Consider the following 5,116-nt stretch of genomic DNA (forward strand, 5'->3'; position numbering starts at 1 on the left):
CGATTACGACAACGACAACGACAACGACAACGACAGCGTACCCGGGATCTCGGTCACCACATCAGTTCTGATCGCACCCCCAACGGCCCGGCGAGTTGACAGATCAGACCGCCATGCGCTGCATAACCAGCATGTAGTTCACCCCCATCCAAGGGGTAAAGGAGAAATGACGATTGAACGGATTGACCCGCACCCCGGTGCGATGCAGGCAGCGAAACTCCGCGCCCAGGCCGGCGGTGACCTCCTCAGGCCGCACCAGTTTGCGGTAGTGATGGGTGCCCCGCGGCAACCAGCGCAGCAGGTACTCGGCCCCGAGGATCGCCATCAGCCCCGCCGCCCAGGTCCGGTTGATGGTGGACACCACCATGACCCCGCCCGGGCGCACCAGGCGCGCGCACTGCTCCAGGAACAGCCCGCGCTGCTCCACATGCTCCACCACCTCCATGTTCAGCACCAAGTCGAACTGCTCGCCCGCCGCGGCCAGTTGCCCCGCCTCGGCCAGCCGGTAATCGATCGCGAGTCCGCTCCCCTGCGCGTGCAGACGGGCCACCCGGAGATTTTTCTCGGTCACGTCGATCCCGACCAGTGCGGCGCCCAGGCGCGCGACCGCTTCGCTCAAGAGGCCGCCGCCGCAGCCGATATCGAGCACCGCCAGGCCGGCGAACGGCAAGTCCGCCCGGGGGTCGCGCCCCAGCGCCGCGGCCGCCCGGTCGCGCAGATAATCCAGGCGCAAGGCGTTGAGACGATGCAGGGGCCAGAAGGGCCCCGCGGTGTCCCACCAGCGGTGGGCGAGGCGCTCGAAATAGGCGACTTCGGCCGGATCGATGCCGGTCCCGGTCAGGTGTTCGCGGTTCATCGTCGGCACTCCCGAGTGTTTCGACGCCAATGGTCCGAGCAATTGCGTCAGGTGGTACTAGTACCCGGTTTAAGCTTATCTTGCGTATCGACCCCAACGGGGTCGAGCATACCAGCCCAGGGCAACGCCCTGGGTATGGGTTATCGCAGAGCTTAGCCCTGAAAGGGCGTGACATATCGGCATGACTCCTGATGTCACGCCCTTTCAGGGCTAGGCCGATATAAATGACGCTGTCCCAGGGCGTTGCCCTGGGCTGGTATATCACGCCCCTGCGGGGCTTGAGCAGGCGCAAGAATAGCTGAAACGGGGTACTAGTGCCGATCTTCCCGCAGGGTCGACCGCACCAGGTCCTTGACCGCCGCGGTCGTGGCGTCCAACTCGGTGCACCGCGCCGCCCGCTCCAGCAGACCCTGCAGGGACGGCGGCGCCGGGGCCTCCCGGCCGATCGCCGCGCGGACCACCTCGTTGAACTTGGCCGGATGGGCGGTGGCCAGGCAGATGGCGTCCCCCCGGTCCCGCGCGGCCCACACCCCGGTGGCCGTGTGGGGGCAGAGGATATAGCCGCAGGCGTCGAAGGTCGCGCGGATCTGCTCCAGGGTTTCGGCATCGGACACGGCGGCGGCATGGAAATCGGCCTGGACCTGGGCGAACCGGTCCCCGTCGACCGCCAGGCGACCATCGCGTTGCAAGTCTTCCAGGAGTCGGCAGACGGCCGCGGTGTCACCGTCGTGCAGAAAATACAGATAGCGCTCGAAGTTGGAGGCGAGCTGGATGTCCATGGCAGGACTCAGGGTCTGGTAGACCGGGCCGGCCTCATAGACGCCTGTGTGGACAAAGCGGCTGAGGATCGCGTTGCGGTTGGTCGCGATGATGAGCCGTTCGATCGGCAGGCCCATGCGGCCGGCGATGAAGCCGGCGCAGACATCGCCGAAGTTGCCGGTGGGTACCGAGAAGCTCACGCGGCGCTCGGGGTCGCCGCCGCTGACCCGGCCCCAGGCGTAGAAGTAGTAGACCATCTGGGCCAGGATGCGCGCCCAGTTGATGGAGTTGACCGCGCCCAGGTGGAACTCGGACTTGAAGGGCAGGTCGTTGAACAGGTCCTTGACGATGCGCTGGCCGTCGTCGAAGGTGCCGCGGATGGCGATGTTGTGGACATTGGCGTCCAGCACCGTGGTCATCTGCCGCTCCTGGATCGGCGAGACCCGGCCCTTGGGGTGGAGGATGAAGACATGGATGCGCGCCTTGCCGCGGACCCCGTAGATGGCCGCCGAGCCGGTGTCACCGGAGGTGGCGCCGACGATATTGAGGTGCCCGCCGTCGCGCGCGAGCAGGTACTCGAACAGGTTCCCCAGCAGTTGCAGGGCCACGTCCTTGAAGGCGGCCGTGGGTCCGTGGAAGAGTTCCAGGACGCGCAGCCCGCCGGTCTCGATGAGCGGCGTCACCTGCGGGTGGGTGAAGGAGGCGTAGGAGCGCTCGATCAGGGCGCGCAGGTCCGCGCGCGGGATTTCCCCATCCACGTAGAGGTCGAGCACCTCCAGGGCCAGGTCCTGGAAGCGCAGCCCGGACCAGGCGCGCAGCCGCTCCGGCGTCACCCGCGGGATCACGGCCGGCACCAGGAGACCGCCGTCGGTGGCGAGCCCCATCATCACCGCCTGCGCGAAGCCGACCGGGGCGACACAGCCGCGTGTACTTACATAATGCATGTCTGTCGATCCCCAAGGAAGCGCCGGCGTACACTGATCGCTCTGAGCGGTCCGGCCAATCCAGGCAGTGTAAGGGGCACCCGCGGGCTTGGCAAAACCCGGCCGCGCGCGGCGCGGGGGCAGGCAACCCGGGTGTCCGTCCATCGGCCCGTGGGCTTACGCAATCCTCAAAATCGAAAAAAATCGTCGGGAGCGTTGACACGCCTTGCGGTAGGGCAACACAATCGGTCCGGCTTGCCGCCGTCTGCGGCCCCCGAGCGGATTCGCCCGGTTCGCCACGTCAGTCTCCTCGCGCCCGCGCCGGTCGCGGGGGAGGCCCGGTTGCGAGCGGGTCCGGCCGCGCGCGGGCCCTGATGTGCTGCCCACGGGACGAGGAGGCATCGCCCGGGCGGGACACTGAGCAGGTAATTAACTTTTTTCCCCCACCATAAGGTACGCCCATGACAATTGAGTCGATCGACGCCATAACCCGGCATCCGCTCTATGCGGAACTCGTGTCGAAGCGCAAACGCTTCGGCTGGACCCTGACCTTTCTGATGATGCTCTTCTATTATGGCTTCATCCTGATCGTCGCCTTCAAGAAGGAGTGGCTGGCACAGCCCCTGTTCGACGGTTCGATCACCACCGTCGGCATCCCGGTGGGCCTGGCGGTCATCATCTCCGCCTTCGCCCTCACCGGGATCTATGTCTACCGTGCCAACGGTGAGTTCGACGACCTGACCAAGGCGATCAGGGAGGACCTGCAATGAAGCGTTTCGCCTATTCCCCCTGGCTCATCCTCGCCGCGCTGCTGGTGCCCTTCGCCATCGTCTCGGCCGACGCCCTGACCGGCAACGTGACGAAGCAGTCGCTCAACATCACCGCAGTGGTCATGTTCACGATCTTCGTCGGTGCGACGCTCGGCATCACCTACTGGGCCTCCCTGCGCACCCGCACCGCCAGCGATTTCTACACCGCGGGCGGCGGCATCACCGGGTTCCAGAACGGTCTGGCGATCGCCGGCGACTACATGTCGGCGGCCTCGTTCCTCGGTATCTCCGGCCTGGTCTTCGCGTCCGGCTATGACGGTCTGATCTACTCCATCGGCTGGCTGGTCGGCTGGCCGGTGATCATGTTCCTGATCGCCGAGCAGTTGCGCAACCTGGGCAAGTTCACCTTCGCCGACGTGGCCTCCTACCGCTTCAGTCAGGTGCCCATCCGGACCATGGCGGCCGTCTCCTCCCTGGTCGTCGTCGCCTTCTATCTCATCGCCCAGATGGTCGGTGCCGGCAAGCTGATCCAGCTCCTGTTCGGCCTGGAGTATTGGATGGCGGTGGTGATCGTCGGGGTCCTGATGATGATCTATGTCATCTTCGGCGGCATGACCGCGACCACCTGGGTGCAGATCATCAAGGCGGGCCTGCTGCTCACCGGTGCGACCTTCATGGCCCTGGCCGCCCTGTACCACTTCGGGTTCTCCCCCGAGGAGATGTTCCGGCAGGCCACCACCCACAGCGCCAAGGGCCTGGCCATCATGGGTCCCGGCACCCTGATCAAGGACCCGATCAACGCGATATCACTGGGCCTGGCACTGATGTTCGGTACCGCGGGTCTGCCCCACATCCTGATGCGCTTCTTCACCGTGCCGAACGCCAAGGAGGCGCGCAAGTCGGTCTTCTACGCCACCGGCTTCATCGGCTATTTCTACATCCTGACCTTCATCATCGGGTTCTCCGCCATCACCCTGCTGGCCCAGCATCCGGAGTTCTTCAAGGCCGGCATCCTGGTCGATGGTGTCGTCACGGACCCCAAGGGCCTGCTCGGCGGTACCAACATGGTCGCCATCAAGCTTGCGGAGGCGGTCGGCGGCAACCTGTTCCTGGGCTTCATCTCGGCCGTGGCCTTCGCCACCATCCTCGCGGTGGTGTCGGGTCTGACGCTGGCCGGCGCCTCGGCGATCTCCCATGACCTCTACGCCAGCGCCATCGCCCGCGGCCGGGTGAACGAGACCACCGAACTGAAGGTGGGCCGCTATGCGACCTTTGTCCTCGGCCTGGTGGCCATCGGGCTGGGGATCGCGTTCGAGCAGCAGAACGTCGCCTTCATGGTCGGTCTCGCCTTCGCCATCGCGGCCAGCGCCAATTTCCCGGTGCTGGCGGCCTCCATCTTCTGGAAGGGGATGACGACACGCGGTGCCTTCATCGGCGGCTTTGTCGGGCTGATCACCGCGGTGAGCATGACCGTGATGACCAAGGCGGTGTGGGGCGAGACGCTCGGTCACACGGTCGCGGATGCCACCGGCAAGATGGTACCGGTGGGGCTGATCGGGCTGGACAACCCGGCGATCATCTCGATCCCGGTGGCCTTCATCTGCATCTGGCTGTTCTCGATCACCGACCGCTCCGAGCGGGCCAAGATCGATCGGGCCGCCTTCGCGGCCCAGCGGGTCCGGTGCGAGACCGGGATCGGCGCCGAGGGCGCGGCCGGCCACTGATCGCAAGGAGCGCGCCGCCGGGACAGGCAGATCCCGGTGCCTCACCGCGCAGGAGGCTGCCGCCGAGGCCCGAGGTCGCAGATC

Annotated in this window: 4 protein-coding genes; 2 read left to right on the forward strand and 2 right to left on the reverse strand. The window is 66.2% G+C overall.

The genetic code is table 11. The features are described from left to right. Positions 1-103 precede the first annotated feature (103 nt). On the reverse strand, positions 104-856 hold the full coding sequence (ubiG, locus tag QZY48_RS18185; protein WP_295433731.1) for a bifunctional 2-polyprenyl-6-hydroxyphenol methylase/3-demethylubiquinol 3-O-methyltransferase UbiG: 753 nt from the start codon (positions 854-856) through the stop codon (positions 104-106). A gap of 311 nt (positions 857-1,167) precedes the next feature. Beyond that, positions 1,168-2,559, reverse strand: a complete 1,392-nt coding sequence (gene thrC, locus QZY48_RS18190) for a threonine synthase (protein WP_295433735.1) — start codon at positions 2,557-2,559, stop codon at positions 1,168-1,170. A 440-nt stretch (positions 2,560-2,999) separates the two neighbouring features. Between thrC and QZY48_RS18195 the strand changes: the two genes are divergently transcribed. Then, entirely contained in the window at positions 3,000-3,308 is a 309-nt protein-coding gene (locus QZY48_RS18195) for a DUF485 domain-containing protein (RefSeq protein ID WP_295433737.1), read from the forward strand. Continuing rightward, entirely contained in the window at positions 3,305-5,032 is a 1,728-nt protein-coding gene (locus tag QZY48_RS18200; protein WP_295433740.1) for a cation acetate symporter, read from the forward strand. The genes QZY48_RS18195 and QZY48_RS18200 overlap by 4 nt, the downstream gene beginning before the upstream one ends. Positions 5,033-5,116 lie beyond the last annotated feature (84 nt).

The sequence above is a fragment of the uncultured Thiodictyon sp. genome, assembly GCF_903828115.1.
GTDB lineage: Bacteria > Pseudomonadota > Gammaproteobacteria > Chromatiales > Chromatiaceae > Thiodictyon.